Origin of the sequence: Kordia algicida OT-1 (genome assembly GCF_000154725.1) — a bacterium.
Classification (GTDB): Bacteria; Bacteroidota; Bacteroidia; order Flavobacteriales; family Flavobacteriaceae; genus Kordia; species Kordia algicida.
In genome coordinates this window covers 2,286,529-2,303,505 of record NZ_DS544873.1, presented here as the reverse complement: position 1 = coordinate 2,303,505, position 16,977 = coordinate 2,286,529, and the positions used below count along the sequence as shown (strand labels likewise).

17 protein-coding genes are annotated in these 16,977 nt (G+C 33.3%); 11 read left to right on the top strand and 6 right to left on the bottom strand.

Going from position 1 to position 16,977, the window contains the following annotated elements; genetic code table 11:
• The 5 genes from KAOT1_RS09895 (at position 1) to KAOT1_RS09875 (ending at position 3,441) form a co-directional block, all read left to right on the top strand.
• Positions 1–492 (top strand): TlpA family protein disulfide reductase, encoded by a 492-nt coding sequence (locus tag KAOT1_RS09895; protein WP_040559459.1) that lies wholly within the window; start codon positions 1–3, stop codon positions 490–492.
• Positions 493–506: 14 nt separating this feature from the next.
• Entirely contained in the window at positions 507–1,256 is a 750-nt protein-coding gene (gene tpiA, locus KAOT1_RS09890; RefSeq protein WP_007094655.1) for a triose-phosphate isomerase, read from the top strand.
• Between the two features lies 1 nt (position 1,257).
• Positions 1,258–2,091 carry a 50S ribosomal protein L11 methyltransferase gene (gene prmA / locus KAOT1_RS09885; RefSeq protein WP_007094654.1) on the top strand — a complete coding sequence of 278 codons (834 nt, stop codon included), beginning with the start codon at positions 1,258–1,260 and terminating at the stop codon, positions 2,089–2,091.
• A 16-nt stretch (positions 2,092–2,107) separates the two neighbouring features.
• Complete coding sequence (locus KAOT1_RS09880) at positions 2,108–2,383, top strand: ATP-dependent Clp protease adaptor ClpS (RefSeq protein ID WP_007094653.1); 276 nt, start codon at positions 2,108–2,110, stop codon at positions 2,381–2,383.
• A gap of 221 nt (positions 2,384–2,604) precedes the next feature.
• Positions 2,605–3,441, top strand: coding sequence for a M57 family metalloprotease (locus KAOT1_RS09875; protein WP_007094652.1), 837 nt, complete (start codon positions 2,605–2,607; stop codon positions 3,439–3,441).
• A gap of 141 nt (positions 3,442–3,582) precedes the next feature.
• On the opposite strand, the gene KAOT1_RS09870 is transcribed toward KAOT1_RS09875, so the two are convergent.
• The gene (locus KAOT1_RS09870) at positions 3,583–4,992 is read right to left on the bottom strand and encodes an MBL fold metallo-hydrolase (protein ID WP_007094651.1); all 1,410 of its coding nucleotides are present in this window, start codon (positions 4,990–4,992) and stop codon (positions 3,583–3,585) included.
• A 111-nt stretch (positions 4,993–5,103) separates the two neighbouring features.
• Between KAOT1_RS09870 and KAOT1_RS09865 the strand changes: the two genes are divergently transcribed.
• Entirely contained in the window at positions 5,104–5,790 is a 687-nt protein-coding gene (locus tag KAOT1_RS09865) for a TerB family tellurite resistance protein (protein WP_007094650.1), read from the top strand.
• A 93-nt stretch (positions 5,791–5,883) separates the two neighbouring features.
• Here KAOT1_RS09865 and KAOT1_RS09860 read toward each other — a convergent pair whose 3' ends face one another.
• Positions 5,884–6,912 carry a hypothetical protein gene (locus KAOT1_RS09860; RefSeq protein ID WP_007094649.1) on the bottom strand — a complete coding sequence of 343 codons (1,029 nt, stop codon included), beginning with the start codon at positions 6,910–6,912 and terminating at the stop codon, positions 5,884–5,886.
• 254 nt (positions 6,913–7,166) lie between these two features.
• Between KAOT1_RS09860 and KAOT1_RS09855 the strand changes: the two genes are divergently transcribed.
• Positions 7,167–8,252 carry a hypothetical protein gene (locus KAOT1_RS09855; protein ID WP_007094648.1) on the top strand — a complete coding sequence of 362 codons (1,086 nt, stop codon included), beginning with the start codon at positions 7,167–7,169 and terminating at the stop codon, positions 8,250–8,252.
• A 76-nt stretch (positions 8,253–8,328) separates the two neighbouring features.
• Here the strand turns inward: KAOT1_RS09855 and KAOT1_RS09850 are convergent, their stop codons facing one another.
• From KAOT1_RS09850 to KAOT1_RS09840, 4 genes are all read right to left on the bottom strand, one after another.
• The gene (locus tag KAOT1_RS09850; RefSeq protein WP_007094647.1) at positions 8,329–9,042 is read right to left on the bottom strand and encodes a DUF4369 domain-containing protein; all 714 of its coding nucleotides are present in this window, start codon (positions 9,040–9,042) and stop codon (positions 8,329–8,331) included.
• Positions 9,043–9,082: 40 nt separating this feature from the next.
• Entirely contained in the window at positions 9,083–10,348 is a 1,266-nt protein-coding gene (locus tag KAOT1_RS09845) for a DUF819 family protein (protein ID WP_040559992.1), read from the bottom strand.
• A gap of 595 nt (positions 10,349–10,943) precedes the next feature.
• A complete protein-coding gene (locus KAOT1_RS22880) occupies positions 10,944–11,105 on the bottom strand; it encodes a hypothetical protein (protein ID WP_007094645.1) in 162 nt (53 codons plus the stop codon).
• Positions 11,106–11,244: 139 nt separating this feature from the next.
• A complete protein-coding gene (locus tag KAOT1_RS09840) occupies positions 11,245–13,122 on the bottom strand; it encodes a M61 family metallopeptidase (RefSeq protein ID WP_007094644.1) in 1,878 nt (625 codons plus the stop codon).
• A 688-nt stretch (positions 13,123–13,810) separates the two neighbouring features.
• Between KAOT1_RS09840 and KAOT1_RS09835 the strand changes: the two genes are divergently transcribed.
• The 4 genes from KAOT1_RS09835 to arsB all read left to right on the top strand — a co-directional run bounded on the left by KAOT1_RS09835 (position 13,811) and on the right by arsB (position 16,553).
• A complete protein-coding gene (locus KAOT1_RS09835) occupies positions 13,811–14,143 on the top strand; it encodes an ArsR/SmtB family transcription factor (RefSeq protein ID WP_007094643.1) in 333 nt (110 codons plus the stop codon).
• A 61-nt stretch (positions 14,144–14,204) separates the two neighbouring features.
• Positions 14,205–14,834: a hypothetical protein gene (locus KAOT1_RS09830; protein ID WP_007094642.1), complete on the top strand. Its 630-nt coding sequence runs from the start codon at positions 14,205–14,207 to the stop codon at positions 14,832–14,834.
• A 38-nt stretch (positions 14,835–14,872) separates the two neighbouring features.
• Positions 14,873–15,502 carry an arsenate-mycothiol transferase ArsC gene (locus KAOT1_RS09825; protein WP_007094641.1) on the top strand — a complete coding sequence of 210 codons (630 nt, stop codon included), beginning with the start codon at positions 14,873–14,875 and terminating at the stop codon, positions 15,500–15,502.
• A 4-nt stretch (positions 15,503–15,506) separates the two neighbouring features.
• Positions 15,507–16,553, top strand: a complete 1,047-nt coding sequence (gene arsB, locus KAOT1_RS09820; protein WP_085956381.1) for an ACR3 family arsenite efflux transporter — start codon at positions 15,507–15,509, stop codon at positions 16,551–16,553.
• Positions 16,554–16,977 lie beyond the last annotated feature (424 nt).

Genomic DNA, 16,977 nt, shown 5'->3' with positions numbered 1-16,977 from the left:
ATGAGACACTTCATATACATACTCACTATTGCTTTCTTAGTAATTGGTTGTAAAAAAGAAATCTTAACAGAATTTCCGCCAGAAGCATTACAAGAAACCATGCGTACTGTTGATGGGAAAAATATAAAATTCAAAGAAATACTGGAAAAACACAAAGGACAAACGATATTTATTGACGTTTGGGCTTCTTGGTGTGGCGATTGTTTGGAAGGAATTCCGGGCGTAAAAGAAATTCAAAAAAATAATTCGCAGTTAACCTACCTATTTTTATCTTTGGATCGAAAAGAAAATAGCTGGAAAGCTGGTATTCAAAAATATAACCTTGTCGGAGAACATTACTTTGTAACATCGGGCATGAAAGGTGCTTTTGGAAAAGCCATTGGACTCAATTGGATTCCACGATACATGATTGTGAATCCTGACGGAAGCATCAAGCTTTTTGAAGCTATAAAAACCAATGATGAAGCATTGCAAAACGCAATCAAACAATAAAAAAAACTAATAACATGAGACGTAAAATAGTTGCAGGAAACTGGAAAATGAACAATGATCTTTCTGAAACGGAAGCTTTATTAAATGACTTAATTGAACAAGTACCAAACACAGATGCCAGCGTGATGGTCGCACCAGCATTTGTAAATCTTTTTCAGGCGTTTAACGTATTAAAAACATTCAATGTTGAGGTAATTGCACAAAATATGCACCAAGAAGCGAAAGGTGCATATACAGGAGAAGTTTCTGCAAGAATGCTAAAAAGTGTCGGAATTAAAACGGTAATTTTAGGACACAGTGAACGTAGAGCTTATTTTGGTGAAACCGATGAATTATTAGCCAAAAAAGTAGATGCAGCCTTAGCTAACGAGCTAGAAATTATTTTTTGTTTTGGGGAAGAATTAGAAGATCGCAAAGCTGGAAATCATTTCAATATCGTAGAAAATCAGTTAAAAAATGCACTCTTTCATTTAGATACAGCAGCTTGGAAAAATATTGTATTAGCCTACGAGCCGGTTTGGGCAATTGGAACAGGAGAAACGGCTTCGCCTGAGCAAGCACAAGAAATGCACGCGTTTATTCGTAAAACAGTTTCAGAGAAATTTGGAGACGAAACAGGAAATGGCGTTTCTATTTTATATGGAGGAAGTGTAAAACCTGCCAATGCCGCAGAAATTTTTGCAAAAGAAGATGTTGATGGAGGATTAATTGGTGGTGCTTCCCTAAAAGCTGCAGATTTCGTTGCCATCATAAACGCTATATAATATGTCTACAACCTATATTGGATACACATTCAAAGTACAACCTATGCAGCCAGCAACCGAAATTTTGATTGCAGAGTTAGGTTTTGCAGGTTTTGAAAGCTTTGTAGAAAATGAAGAAGGTGTCAACGCATACATACAAAAAGATGATTGGCATGCAGAAATTTTGGAAGATATTCAAATACTAAAAAGTACCGAATTTGAAATCAGTTATCAGCATGAAGAAATAGCACAAGTCAACTGGAACGAAGAATGGGAAAAGAATTTTGAAGCTATAGAAGTAGACGGAAAATGTGTAGTACGCGCACCATTCCATGAAAAACCCTCGGTTGCTTATGACATTGTCATTGAACCGAAAATGAGCTTTGGGACTGGTCATCACGAAACAACACACATGATGTTGCAACATATCTTAAACACCGATATGACAAATAAAAAAGTGTTGGATATGGGTTGCGGAACTGGTGTTTTGGCAATCTTAGCAGAAATGAAAGGCGCCAAACCATTAGACGCGATTGATATTGACAATTGGTGTTACCTTAATTCCCTTGAAAATGTGGAACGCAACAATTGTCATCATATTTCGGTATACGAAGGCGATGTTTCTTTGTTGAAGGATAAAAAATATGACATTATCATTGCAAACATCAACAGGAACATTCTATTAAAGGACATTCATCAATATGCTACTTGTTTGAATGCAGGCGGAATTTTATTTTTAAGTGGTTTTTATACGGAAGATATTCCTATGATTACCGAAGAATGTACTAAAAGTGCGTTAAAATTTGCAGACAAACTAGAAAAAAATAATTGGGTTGCGCTAAAATTTGTAAATTAGCAGTAAAATAGTGAAAATGAGTACACAAGAAAAAATTAAGGAAGAACTTCTCACCTTAGAAGATGTACAAAAGAACAATGAAATAGTATTGTACAATGACGATGTAAATACATTCGATCATGTAATTGAAACACTAATTTATGCTTGCGATCATACCGCAGAACAAGCAGAACAATGTTCTATAATTGTACACTATAAAGGAAAATGCACTGTAAAAACAGGAAAATATGAAGAATTAAAACCCAGATGTAGTAAGCTACTTGAAGCTGGGCTTTCTGCTGAAATAGTATAGATAAACAAATTATTTTAAATAAATCATGGATAATAAGCACTTTTTTAGGTGCTTATTTTTTTTGATAAATTTCTAACAAAACATGTAAAATGTGTTAATTTTTTAAGTATTATTAATTTTTTTAACATTTTATTAGTGATTATTCAATGTTTTTTTTACTTTTGGACTGTGTTAAAAATCGCTCCAAACAATTTATAACATTAACCGAAAAAACTTTTAAAATGAAAAAAATTAAAAACTTAACCTTTGCGTTGGCATTAGGGTTAGGGATCACTATGGTATCTTGTAGTAAAGACACTGCCGTAGTAGACGAGGAGCAAGACACAGCTATCGGAATCCCACAAGACGTACTTCAAAAAGCACAATCACTTCACTTCAACACATTCGATATGCAAGAAGCATCTTTCGAAAAGCCAAATGGTAAAATCGAAGAAGGATATATGATGGAAGGTGATATCTTCTTTACACGTGACCAATTAATGAACATGGAACTCGGTGGAGATATTACAAGCAAACAATATCGTACAAACAATTTAGTTTCTCCAGGAGTAATTACAATCATTGGATATACAGGAAATAACTCTAATGGATTAACAACTAAAATGCAAACTGGACTTAGATGGGCAGTAGATAACTATAATGCATTAAACCTAAGTATTAGTTTCCAATTAACATTTGGTACTGACTATCAAAATAAAGATATGGTAGTATATCAAGTACAAGGTGGAGCAGGTGGATCTGCAGGTTTCCCTTCAGGAGGAAATCCATACAAGTGGGTTAAAATTAACTCAGGTATGGCTCCTTACAGTAACAATGTACATGAACATGTAATTGGACATGAAATAGGACACTCGATTGGATTCCGTCATTCAGACTACTTCAGCAGACAAAGTTGTGGACAAAATTCAAATGAAGGTAGTGCAGGAGTTGGAGCAATCCATATTCCAGGAACACCTACAGGTTGGGATCCAACATCTTTAATGAATGCTTGTTTCAGTTCTTCAGAAGATGGAGAATTTAACGGAAACGACATTACTGCTTTAAACTTCTTATACTAGGAAGCATTCAAATAGTATACTAAATAAAACAAAATAAAATCACGAGTGATTTTTAGCACATATAAAGGCGCCAGACCAAGCGCCTTTTTTTTATTTATATAAAGAAGTGATTAGAACACTTTTTTTAGTTTCTATTTTTATTTAAGAAAGCGTAGAAGGACACACAAATTCCGTTAAAGGAATATCTGTTTCTTTGATATGCTTAAAACCGCCAGCAACATCCGTTACTTTATGAAAGCCACGTGCTTTTAAGATAGAAGCTGCAATCACGGAACGATATCCGCCAGCACAATGTATGTGATATGCTTTATTTGCGTCAACTTCATTCATGTTTTTATCAATATAATCTAATGCAAAATGTTGTGCACCTTCCATGTGTTTTGCTTTGTATTCGCCATCTTTACGAACATCAAGTACATTTAATTTGCTTTTCTTTAAACGCTTTGCAAATTCTTCTGCGGATATTGAGTGGATTGTTGCGGTTTCTCTACCACTTTTTTTCCAAGCTTTTAATCCTCCTTCTAAATATCCTAACGTATTGTCGTAACCAACTCTTGAGAGGCGTGTTATGGCTTCCGCCGATTTTCCTTTGGGTACAACTAGCAGAATTGGTTGTTGCAAATCTGCAATCAAAGCACCAACCCAAGGCGCAAAACTTCCGTCGAGTCCAATAAAAATACTATTCGGAATATGTTCATTAAGGAAATCTTTTCGGTTTCGGACATCCAAAACCAATGCACTTTCTTCATTTGCCAACGCTTCAAATCTTTCTGGCGTTAGTGGAATATCACCTTTTTCTAAAACGGTTTCAAAAGCAGTATATCCGACTTTGTTGAGCAAAGCATTTTTAGAAAAATATTGCGGTGGTGGCGTAATTCCGTCTAAGACTTCTTTAATAAATTCTTCTTTCGTCATATCAGCTCGCAATGCATAATTCGTTTGCTTTTGTTCGCCCAAGATTCCTACAGTTTCCTTGCTGAGGTTTTTTCCACAAGCAGAACCTGCTCCGTGTGCGGGATATACAATTACATCATCTGGTAAAGGCATTATTTTTGTGCGAAGCGAATCGAACAACATTCCTGCTAAATCCTCTTTTGTAAGATCGGATTTAATGGCTAAATCAGGTCGTCCAACATCACCTAAAAATAAAGTATCACCTGAAAAAATAGCATGTTCTTTGCCGTTTTCATCAATCAATAAATACGTAGTAGATTCTAACGTATGTCCTGGTGTGTGTAGTACTTTTATTTTGATGTTTCCGATGCTAAATTCTTCACCATCTTTTGCACTGTACATCTCGTAATCTGTTGTAGCATCGGGTCCAAAAACAATTGTGGCACCTGTCGCTTTTGCTAAGTCTAGATGACCAGACACAAAATCTGCATGAAAATGTGTTTCAAAAACATATTTGATATGCACATTATTTTCAGTCGCTTTTTCAACATACGTTTTCGTTTCACGTAAAGGATCAATTATTGCAGCTTCACCATTAGATTCGATGTAATACGCACCTTGCGCTAAGCAACCTGTATATATTTGTTGAATTTTCATTTTTCTTGAATTACACTACAAATATAGGAAACATTATGGTTGTAAATACTGTGCGTGCATTGTATTTCTTTGTTAAAATTTTATAGTATATTTACGAAAAAAGGAAACCATATGTTTATAATTTTCGGAACCAGAGGAATCAAACACACCATCAGCGAAAGCCCAGTATTAATGAATAGTTGCCCAAATTGTTCAAATGGGTCATTAGTAAATAAGTTATACCGAAGATGGTTTACTTTATTTTTTATTCCTGTAATTCCTTTAGATGTTGTTGATCGTTTCTACGAATGCAATAATTGTAAAAGTGCCTACAACGAAAAAATAAAAGATATTCTTAATCAGTCGCAAGCAGTACAAGAAAATGTACAACATCAAGCAAGATATACGTATGCAAGAGCTTTGGTTGCTGCTATGACGCACATGTCGGTAATTGATGGAGATTTTGCCGCAGAAGAAGAACGTGAAATTATGGATGCTATTGAACAATTTGGTGATGTAAAACCCGAATTGATGCAAGTAATGGAACAAGTGAAACGCGATCAAAACAAAGATAATTTTGTATTCAATTTGCTGAATGAAGCCAGAAATGAACTATCTGCGGAAGCGATCATGAATATTTTAGCCCAAGCAGGAGTTGTCTTATTAGCAGATGGAATTATTGATAAATCGGAAGAAAATTTAATGAAAGAATATCTTATTGCATGCGGATTGCCAAAAGATATGTACCGTACTATTATTGACAAACTGCAAACGAAAAACATAGCAGAAGACGAAATTGAAGAAGTAAAACCATTATAAAACCATAAAAAACACCAAGAAATTATATTGATAGTTCCTTGGTGTTTTTAAAATTTCAATTGATAAACTTGATCTTGTATTTAGACGATTTATTTACAACTCACCTTTAAAATGCTTATTTAGAAAACCTTCAACTTTGTTGATTTCCGTTTGTTTAATAGTTCCTATTTCCGCTTTTAAAACACCTTTCATTTCGGTATCAAAAGCATCAGCAGATTTAAATGGTGTTCCATCAAAGTAACGAGCCTCTGTTCCTGGACCAGTTGGACTTCCATGATCGGCATCGATAGATTTTCGCCAGCGTTCTGCATGAGTACGCCATTCTTCTTTATCAACCAATTCTGGTGGCGTAAACCACACATTCCATGTTAATGTATTTCCTTGTTTCAGCATATTTCCAGAAGCTGTATTGAAAGCAAACATGACCATTTCGTTAAAATCATCAACGATTTTATTTCCTGTTTTGGCAATACCTCCAATCTGTACATCAATATGACCAACATTCCACGCTTCAAGTTCATGTCTTGCAAATTCAGGACTTTTAAAACGTGGCGTTTCTCCTTGACTTACAGGGAATATTGGATGATTTGGATCCTGAAATTTATGTGTTTTTACTTTAATAGCATTTGCTTTGGAAGATGGAAATTTGAGTCCAAGTTTATTAAAAAGCGCCCAGATTTTTTTTACTTTGTCATCTTGATGTGTACTTGGACTGAACCAAATTGTGCCTTCCACAGTCATATCGGCATAAAAAGTCTTTGCTGTTTCATCAACCCAACCGCGTTGTCCTGTAACCGTAACTTCCACATTCATACAGCCAAATGTTGGTGAGCAAGCGCCTTGTTGCGGACAGATGATTGAATATACGCGTCCTTCGTCGGTATAACCAAGTCTGGAAATATAGGGAGAAAACATTTGAAAACATCGAGAACTTTCATCTCCTAAAATGGTTTGCCAACTAAATTCGGGCCATTTGACACCTTGTTGGCGTTGTAATAAATCAATATTATCCATGTTATCTTTCATTTCAAGAGAAGATAAATCTGGCGTAGGGTATGCAAAAGCAGGATTTGACTGTGCAAATCCGCCAATCCACCCTGAAGGAATTTGGGTATTACTCATGGTATGTTTGTTTTAAGTTTATAGAATTTCTAAAATACTGTTTTTTAGCGGAATACATTCACGTATAATTACCTGGTTTACTACTATTTTTTATGAATGAAGATTGAAAAGAGAATTTGTATTTTTACATAGTAGAAAGTTATTATCATAAAATTATGGGAAAGCTTTGTAATTGCCTTATTGTATCTAATGAAAGTCATGAACGTCTTTATTATGAATAAATAGTAAATTTTGAAGCTATAATTTAAATATTTATGAAGGAGTATGCACTATTAAAGAAACTAAAAAATGTCGGACTAGACGATTTTCAATTTTGCTCAATATCATTTGAAGCTATAAATGTTGACTGGTGGCATAATGGACGTGATTTTCATTTTTTTTTAATGATAAAAGAAAATGAAAATGGGCATTATGAATTATCTATTACTTTTTATGATGTATTTGATGATGATATTCCTGGTGAAGACGTATTTAAGATGAAATTTTCAGAAGAAACACTACATGATTTAGTTTATGTCAACAAAAAACTTTGTAAAAGCTTGCTTCCAAATGAAAATTTTAAGCTTTCAGACAAAAAGAATCTGCGTATAACTGATGATTATGCTGTTGCGATTAAATTATTAGACAAAATATTATCTTTAGTAAGAGGTCGTAAAATCATAAATAAATCAGATAGCAAACCTTTACCTGAAGATCCTATATATGCAGAAGTCAAGCAAGTTTTAAGAGGTGAACTCATTGTAGATTCACTAAAGCAACAATTGATAGATTGGATAAGTAATCGTTTTCAAATACAAGTTTTACATATAATGTATGATACTATTCATGATGGAGAACTCTACCGAATAATGGTAATTGTAAAAACAAGAGACGAATTTGAAAGTATGTATAATAGTTCAGGTATAAATTACAATTCAGAATATCAGCAGGAAATTGCAGACGCTTATGAAAAAATTTATGGAGAAAATAGCGTGATGCATTTAGGATTATATCGTAGACTTTTTATAGCATATAGTAATTTCCATGATTTACATGGCTGGTCTAATAATAAACGCATGACAAGCGAAGAAGCTAAAGAGGTAAAGGAAGAATTTTCAGATTTAAGTATTTGGCAAATATTACGTTACAGTGGTGCAATATTTATTTGTCCTTTCACGCAAAAACAAGTTGAAGAAGTAGAGCCTATAAGAAAAGAAGAATTGCGAAAACGATTATATAAAATAGAGAAAAAGTACGATGAGTTTGATGAGCTTACAGAAGAAAATTTTTCGATCAATTTTATAAGTAAGCAAACCATTGATGAAGATTACAACGGTGAGTTCATGAATCTATTTAGATAATGTAAAGCCCAACTTAAATAAAGTCAGGCTTTGGTATTTTATATAAATTACAACGTAACTGAGTGGAGTAGAAGTACTATTTAGTTTCCTCAGCTTTACGTTCTTCCACCAATGCTTTCAACTTTTTACCGTATTTTGATGCTGCGATTTTTGGTGTCAATTGCTGATAAATGGTATCTAAAAAGCGAATGTTTGCATCATAGGTTTCTGTTGTTACTACATACGGCGTAATTTCTTTGTCGTTGTTTGTAAAGGCATAGTTTAAGATATATTGCATGCGACTTTTAGCATATTGCGCAATTTTAGTGTTGATTTCTGTTACTTTTTCAACATCTTCTTCTTTTTGCGCGTCCATTCCATCGCGTAATAACATCAATTCTTTCGTGTTGAATTTGGTCATAAATTCTTTAAAAGCCACTAAATCCTTGTGATTTTGAGATCCTGTAATCTGTACATCGTTTACAAATCGGCGAAGTGTTGTGTTGATAGTCATTTCACCAGGCTCTGCAAAGAAATCAATTCGATCGTTCAATTCGTTAAAATCTTTCTTGTCTAAATATAAATACAATACTTCTGGTTCTTCAATGGTTGTGCTAAAGGTAAAATGTGCATCGCCATTCACAACTAAAGAATCTAAAGTAACTAGCGTTGAGTCCTGTACTTTTTGCAGAAACAGTGTTCCTTCTTTCAAACCATCTACATTTCCAGTAATTTTTAAATTACCGTTCGTTTCTTCTCCACAAGAGATAAATCCTAAAAGAACTAGGATTGCAATACATTTTTTGAACATCAAATTGAATTTTTAAAGTCCGCAAATATCTATAATTTTGTTAAACTTTAGAAGCCATTTCCATCAAAATTGTACACAAAATTGCTCCATACGTTCCCACAACATAGCCAAATACTGCCAAAAGGACACCGACTGAAGTTAATGAAGGGTGAAAAGCAGAAGCCACAATTGGCGCAGAAGCCGCACCTCCAACATTTGCCTGACTTCCTACAGCGAGAAAGAAAAATGGTGCACGAATGAGTTTTGCAACTAAAATGAGCAATGCCGCATGAAATGTCATCCAGACCAATCCGATGGCAATCAAACCAGGATTTTCTAGTACTTTTCCTAAGTCCATTTTCATCCCGATAGAAGCAACTAATATGTAAATAAAAATGCTTCCTATTTTACTTGCGCCCGCACCTTCATAGTTTTTTGCTTTTGTATACGATAGCGTGATTCCAAATGCTGTTGCAATGGTAATCATCCAAAAGAAGGACGAACCTAAGAACGACAATGCACCGTCTTTGTCTTTTACCGCATCAAAATTGCTCGTTAAGTAATCTGTAATGTTACTCGCGCCAAAATGTGCTAACGAAACACCGCCAAATGCCAATGCAAGCATAATCATCAACTCCGATAAGGTTGGATTTCGTTTTATTTTATCTGCAAAAGCAGAAACTTTTACTTTTAAATGTTCAATCGCAGAATTATCGGCTTTTAGCCAATTGTCAATTTTTTGAGATTTGCCAATTCCTAATAGTAAAATCGCCATCCATAAATTTGCCACAACAATATCCACTAATACCATTGCGCCATATTTATCGGGACTGTATTCGTAGATTTCGTACATCGCTGCCTGATTTGCGCCGCCGCCAATCCAGCTTCCCGCCAAGGTAGAAAGTCCACGCCAAACTGCATCTGGACCCATTCCGCCAACGGCTTCAGGATATACAAATGAGATGAGCAAAATTGCTAATGGACCACCAATGATGATTCCGATAGTTCCTGTAAAAAACATGATTAATGCTTTTGGACCTAAGTTAAAAACACCTTTTAGATCAATACTTAGAGTCATTAAAATTAACGCCGCAGGCAATAAGAAACGACTCGCAATCATGTAGGTTTCTGAATATTTGTCTGAAATGATTCCGAAAGAACTCAAAATTGCAGGCAATACATAGCAAATTAGTAAAGCCGGAACATATTTATAAAACGTTTTCCAACCTGATTTTTTACTACTTTCTGTATAAAATACAAAGCCGAGAATAAGCATTAAGATTCCAAAAACAATTTTATCACTGCTAAAAAACGGTTTTGGATGAATGATGGTTTTTTCTATTTTTTGATCTTTGGAATTATATGCTTGATTGATGCTGTCGTAGTTGAAAAATGAATCATCCGTGACTTCATAAATCACTGCTGAAAATCCTTGTTTTGGTTTGGTAGTAATTTCAAACAGTGTCATCGCTTTATGAACCGTAATTACGTTTCCTGAACTATATGAAATGTTTGCAATGTTGTCGTTTAGGGTAAATTTAAAATTACCTTCCGCATTCAGTTTTTTATTGATGTTGCTAATATTATCGAGTGTTGCCAGCGAATCGTCTACGTTGATTTTTAAGTTAAATCCTGTAAATGAAATAGAATCTATAACGACTTTTGTATTGAATGTCGTTTCTTTTCCTTCGTAATGTTTCAACGTAAGTTGTTGTGAAAATAGCGAACACGAAACAAAAAGTAGGAGTAAAGCAATGGCTTTTTTGAACATAATTGGATGGTTTATCCTGCAAAATACCAAAAAAATGAAATTATAGAAGCTAATTGTTGAATTTTAAATGAGGAAGTTGTTGTGAAGCACATTTTTTGGAGAAAATAGAAAACATAAAAAAAGCAAACCGAAGTTTGCTTTGTATACTATTTTACTGTGGATGGCAGAATTGACATTCTCCATGCGCGCGCGTATTTGCTTCACAGGTTTGATTTATCGTTCCTCCACCGACAAGATGAATTATTTTAGAACAATCAAGGGTTGAAACACGTTTTTTGTTTAATTGCAGTGATTTTAAATTTCGTTTTTTCATAATATAGTTTTTATGTTAATACTATAAGTTACTAAAACTAATTATCAGTTAGTTACGGGAAAACCGTAATATTTTTAGTCTTTAAATTTTCGATATATCTTACAAGTAAAAATCAAAAACAAAAATCAAAAACAAAAAACTAGCCTTTCAACCACGCTTTTCGCAATTGTACTTCTTTGCTGTTTTCTGGCAAGTCTTTCTTTTTAATTCCAACGCCTAAAACAGTTGGAGCTGTAATGTTTCCAGAAAGTTTTTTAATTTCTCCATTGCGTTTTATGGTCATCGTGATTGGGTCATCAGTTTTCCATGTATATGAAGCATCAATTAAATCATAAACATTAGCAAACGTATATTTTGTACCATTAACTTCTTGTATGATGTCTCCATTTTGCAAGCCAAGATCAATAAGAAACGAATTTAAGATACCTTCTTGAATGATAAATACTTCGCTCGTTTCTTTATCTACGCCGATGTATGGAATTTGTCCGTTAACAAAATAACTTGTCGAAACTTGAATATTTCCTAATTCTAATCCGACTTTTGCTAAGAAGTCATCATATGGAATTGACGTATTTCCAACGATATACGTATCAATTACGCTACGCAATTCTGGTGTGGTAAACTCAATGATTTTGTCAAACAATTCATCATCTTTGAACGGTTTTTCGCTTCCGTAGGTTGCCGATAGTTTTTTCATTAAATCTAAAATTCCCGCTTCTCCATTACTTTCCGCACGAAGCGTAAGATCGATTATCATTGCGATCAATGTTCCTTTTTCATACACATTTGCATATTCATCTTTGTATTGATCCGATAAAATATTCGCGCTCATTTCCGTAAATGAAATTTCATCATTATAGTACGCACGAGAGTTTTTTATTTTATCATTGATACGTTGGTAAAATGCTTGTTCGTCAATTAATCCCTGATTGATTTGGAATAAATTTGCAAAATATTCTGTTACACCTTCATACATCCACAAATGTTGTGACATTTTTGGGTCGTTGTAATCGAAATAGTGAATTTCTTCGGAATGTACCGATAACGGCGTTACAATGTGAAAAAATTCGTGTGAAACGACATCTTTTAATGTATTTTGAATTGCTTCTTTTGGCATTTGCTCAGGCAAAACTACTACCGTTGAAGTATTGTGTTCTAAAGCTCCAAAACCTTTAGCGTCTGTTGTAGAAAGATTGGATAAGTATAATAGAATTGTATATTGCTTTGTCGCATCAACATTACCTAAAAACTCTTTTTGTGCCGTAATCATGGTTTCGATACCTTCTTTTAAGCTTTCGGCAGAATATACTTTGGTTGGCGAATATACGCTCAGGGTAATATTCATATCGTTTACTTTAAAATCGACAGTATCAGGTTTTGAATACATGATCGGATTGTCAGTCACTTCCGCATAACGTGAAGCGCCATACGTATCTGTGTTAAAGTTTTCTTTTTCTGAAATTACTTTTGGTAACGAACTAGAACCTAACAATGTTTTTGGATAGTTTACCTTAATTTGATAAGGATATTGTTCGCTTCCGCTGAAATAACCCACAAATGCATGCAGATTCAGTACAAAATTTTCATCTTTTAAAATGTTAGTGCCGGCAGGAGAGAAGACAGGCGACTTCTTATTATATTCAGAATCAAATGTATCATTTACCCAATAGGAAACTTTATCGAGTTTTTTGGCGTTGGCAATGAGCCACGAATTTTTATTTACGCGTGTAGTGATAATTTCATTTCCTTTATAATCAAAGGCTTTAAAATCAACGACATACTGACCGTAATCGTCGCTACTATAAGTGCCAGGAACTGTTTTTGGTATGTTGAATGTAGTGGTTTCGGTTTGAAATTTACCAGGATTGACTTCTACTTTCACTTTATCGTCAACCACCGTAACCAAGTCAATAGAAGCAATAATATTTTTGTCGGTGTCTGTTCCGATTTTTCCAGAACCACAGCTTGCTAAAGTGATGAAAGCTGCGAAGATGATTCCTAAATTTTTTCTTAACATAGTTTTTTTCTGTTTACATTCAACGTTGCAATTAGTAGCTTTTTTTTGAAAATGTAACAGGTTGGAATGTTAATTAGTGTTAAGAACTGGAATTCAATTAGTTTTGAATAATGAATTTTCTTTAAATTAATGATTTTATAATTCGTGTTATTTCTTTCACAAGTGTTTGCAATTGCACTTCGATTTCTACTTCAAAACAACAATGAATTCATTCTTCACATTTTGTACACGATTCTTTCAATGTATGGATTTTTTGTAAAATACTTCTTTTAAATTGCTTGTGGAAAGTGATAGTAAACGATCTATATTTTGGTTACAAAAAGATTAATTTGATAAAATTTCTTCATTAACTTCTGGTAGCTTTGTGTCGCGAAGTGAAAACTTTTCTTGTTCTACTTCCAGAATTTGTGTGATGATTTCTAAATGTTCACTTAGTTGAAAAAGGTCTTTCGTGTGTGTTGAAAATGCTTTATGTATTTTTGTTTGCTATTGATTTGCTTCCGCAGAAAAATCTTGAAGAATATCTTTTTCGAGAATTTTAGTTAATGTCAACGAGTTGAAAAAATCAGTCTTATAAACAGAATGTTTATTTTACTAACATAAAAATAAAAGGACTATTTTTCAATAAAAAATTTAATGTTACAAATATTAATCGTATCATTGCAATGAATAAATTAATATTTCATTAATGGGATTAGCTAAGACAGAAATATTTACAGATACACAAAACGAAATTGCTCTTTTTGCCAAAGCGTTCGGTCATCCAGCAAGAGTAGCAATACTTCAACATCTCTTTAAGATAGATGCGTGTTTTTGTGGAGATTTAGTCAAAGAAATTGGTTTGGCTCAACCTACTATATCACAACATTTAAAAGAATTAAAATATTTAGGATTAATTAAAGGAACAGTTGAAGGTACAAGCGTTTGTTATTGCGTCAATACCGAGAAGTGGAAAGAAATGCGAGAATTGATGCAAAATTTTTTAAGTCAAGATATACTTCCTAAAGAGGACTGCTGTTAAAAAAATTTATCATGATTTATTGTTTTATTGCGATTAACTAATATATGAAATACTAAAAACCATGAAAACAAAAAAAACAATCACAATTTTCATTTTATTCTTTTGCTTCTTTCAAGTTTTAGAAGCTCAAACTTTGAAAAGTGACATTAGAAACTCTGTACTTGAAATAGGAAAAACGTTTGTAGATATTCCTTCAGAACGCCTAAAACAATTAGATCAAATAGCTTTTTTGATATTTAGAAACACTAAAAAGTCTTCAGATGTAAAAATTGTTATGGTAGATAAAACAAACCAAGAAATAAGTCAACAAGCAATGATATGGTTACGAACAGGCATGATATACTATGGACACAGTAATCTATTTACTATTGAGTCTGCTGGTGTAGTTCCTGATAACAAATTATTATCCAATCTTTCTGATTTGAAAAAATTCGGCTTTAAAATTAAAAAAAAACGTAAAAAGAAACTTAAAGCTTATGAGGTTGATTATGGTTCAGGTAAATGGATGATATCTACAAAATCATTAGCATCATTAAATCAAAATCAAGCTGTTGAAATATATCTTGAAAGCATATCTTCTGATACTTCTTTGAATAAGAAAGTGGAATTACTCTTTTCAGATACTAATACTATCGCGCGAGAAATGTTGTACATAGCTACACGAATAAATAGTTTGATTCCAAAAAAATAGAGAAACTTTAAAAATTAAAAACAATAACAAATCTAGAAATGGCAACAGAAAATCCTATGTTTTTTAAGATAGCGGAAACCATCAAAAATGTAAGTACTTTTTCAATTACAGAAAAACGCGCAGAAACTTTAAAACCTTTGGTTGACTTTATCCAGTCAAAAACATCTAAATTACAACCTATCCGAATTAATTTTATCTGTACGCATAATTCACGAAGAAGCCACCTCTCACAAGTCTGGGCACAAATAATGGCGTATTATTTTAATATCAAAAATGTATCTTGTTATTCAGGAGGAACAGAAACGACAGCTCTTTTTCCGATGGTTGCAGAAACATTAAAAAATTCAGGTTTTAAAATAAAAATGATATCAAAAGGGGAAAATCCAATTTACAGCATCAAGCATACTGAAAATGAACCTGCAATAATCGGGTTTTCCAAAAAATATGATGATGACTTTAATCCCCAATCACAGTTTGCTGCAATTATGACTTGCTCGCAAGCGGATGGAGGTTGTCCTTTTATTGTTGGTGCTGAAACTCGTATTCCAATCACTTTTGAAGATCCGAAAGCATTTGATAACACTCCACAACAGGAAGAAAAATACAAAGAAAGAAGTTTGCAAATTGCATCGGAGATGTATTATGTTTTCTCTCAAATCAAATCATAAGAATATAGTTATGAAAAAATTAAGTTTTCTTGACAGAAATCTCACGCTTTGGATATTTGTGGCAATGGCTTTAGGTGTCGGTCTTGGGTATTTTATACCAACCTTCCCAAATATTATCAACTCATTTAGTAGTGGCGCAACTAACATTCCTATTGCAATTGGTTTAATTTTAATGATGTATCCACCTTTAGCAAAGGTTAATTATTCCTTGTTACCAAAAGTGTTTAAAAACACAAAAATACTTTCTATTTCACTTATTTTGAATTGGATAATTGGTCCTGTTTTAATGTTTTTACTAGCAATCATTTTTTTAAAAGATTATCCAGAATATATGGTTGGACTAATTTTAATTGGTTTGGCTCGTTGTATTGCAATGGTTTTAGTTTGGAACGATCTGGCAGAAGGAAGTAATGAATATGGAGCAGGTTTAGTTGCACTGAATAGTATTTTTCAAGTATTTGCCTATAGTTTTTATGCTTGGATTTTTATAACAGTTCTTCCACCTTATTTTGGGTTTGAGGGAGCAATTGTTGATATCTCAATTGAAACAATTGCAGAAAGTGTTGCTATTTATTTAGGAATTCCATTTGCAATGGGAATTTTAAGTAGATTGGTTTTAGTAAAGATAAAAGGCGAAGAATGGTATATAAAGAAGTTCATACCGACAATTTCGCCGATCACATTAATTGCACTCTTATTTACTATTATTGTGATGTTTTCTTTAAAAGGCGAACTAATTGTAGAGATTCCTATGGATGTTGTAATTATAGCAATTCCTTTGCTCATTTATTTTACATTAATGTTTATCATTGGATTTTTCTTTACCAAAGCAACAGGGACTGAGTACGACAAAACCGCTTCTGTGGCGTTTACAGCAGCAGGCAATAATTTTGAATTAGCAATAGCAGTAGCCATTGCGGTATTTGGCTTAAATTCAGGACAGGCTTTTGCAGGAGTAATTGGTCCGCTAGTTGAAGTTCCTGCGCTAATTTTATTGGTTCGAGTTTCCTTTTGGTTACGGAAAAAATACTTTTTAAAAGTCAGTGACTAAAAACATTTAAAAATAATAGTTAAATGATAAAAAGATTAATTAGAAACATATGAGAGTATAGGTAAAATCTACTTCTATTCATACACGAAATAGTTGCTTAATCCATATATACCTCATTTCCTTTATGTAGTTCTACTGAGTTTGCATGACGCACTTTCTAATACATACACATTACAAAAACCCGTTGTGCATTTTGATAAAATTTGCATCGAGAATAGAATTTTTCATACTAAAAATGTTCTCGATAGTTCTGTTGAGTGTTGTCGAAATACAATTTTTTCGTACCTCAAAATCACTCGAAACAGACGTTTCATTAAACATTTAAATTCAAAATGCACAACGGATTAAAAATAGTTTTGTAAATAACTTTTCAAGGAGATATTTTCTTTATACTTAGAATACAGAAACCCAAAAATAAAATGTA